Genomic DNA, 1,265 nt, shown 5'->3' on the forward strand with positions numbered 1-1,265 from the left:
ACGTATAGGAAGAATAAACGCCCTTTTCACCCAAGTCCAACAGCTTTGGACCGCAGTTGACTCTTTCGACACCCCTGCGATGCAACCCAATCCGGCTGACGGGGAGCCAGCAACGCTGAAAATTTACCCTCCTCTTTCCCACTAGCGGCTCCTTTTCCGACAACCAGCACGGCGGATCCCTGCCGCGGCGCTGTGAACGCAGCATTTTGATTGGTATCGTTGGCCTTCAGGCTCGTCAGTCAAACAGACCCAGGAGCAGCTCAGCCGGTGGCGCCCGGCTTTCGGGTAACGCCCTGGTCCCGCTGGTTTCGGCTTTGTGCTTCAGGTGATCAAGGATCTGCTTGATCACTATAGGGTCTTCAATGCAGGCGATGACTTTCATGGCGCCGCCGCAGCCGCTGCAGGTCTCGATGTCGATATTGAAAACACGCTTGAGCCGTTGCGCCCATGTCATCGACGCTCGCCGTTGTGCTGGTGTTGCCGGTTCATCAGCCACCCTGACCTTGTTGCCCCTGCCCCGTTTTGCCGGCGTGACCAACGCCCGGTGCCGACTGTTGGGTGCGAACACCCCGTGGAAGCGGGTTAGGTTGACTCTGGGCTTCGGTACCAGGGCGGCCAGCCTTGCAATGAAATCCAATGGTTCGAAAATGACGTGCGTGGTGCCGTCCCGGTACGGCGTCTTGAGCTGGTAGCGCACGTTGCCGCCTCGTGTTAACGACAGCCGCTTCTCGGATACCGCCGGGCGGCTGATGTACCGGCACAGCCGTTCGAGCTTCTTGCGTTCATCGGCCCTGGCCGCCACGCCGGCGTGCAGGCTGGACCCGGCTACCTTGCCAATCCCGTCACCGAACGGATCACCACTGGTCGGCAGAGTTTGCAAAGTGAACACCTTTCGCCCCGCCTGTGAACCGACAGCGATACGGTAAGTGATCGAGTGCCCCAGCAGGGGTGTCATCGGGTCGTCATCCACCGCATCCGAGGCCAGATAGCTGTTTTCGACATCCCGTTCCAGCAGGCCTTGCCGTTCCAGATAGCGACCCACCCGGTGGGCGATGGTGTGCGTCAGCTGGGTGAGCTCTGGGCTGGTCGGCGCCTTGACCCAGCGGAAACGCGCTGAGCCGTGGGATTGCTCGACATACACACCGTCGAGAAACAGCATGTGGAAGTGAACATTCAGATTGAGCGCCGATCCAAAACGCTGGATCAGGGTGACCGCGCCCGTCTTGGCCACTTGGTGGGTATGGCCCGCTTTCTTGACCAGGTGC

General features: G+C 60.3%; 1 protein-coding gene. It reads right to left on the reverse strand.

Features of this window, described 5'->3' with window-relative positions; genetic code table 11:
• Positions 1 to 235: 235 nt before the first annotated feature.
• Positions 236 to 1,265 (reverse strand): IS91-like element ISVsa3 family transposase (locus R8N28_RS25380; RefSeq protein ID WP_031430888.1); only part of this gene is annotated, 1,030 nt, incomplete at its 5' end.

This window comes from Vibrio sp. Vb1554, assembly GCF_033344235.1.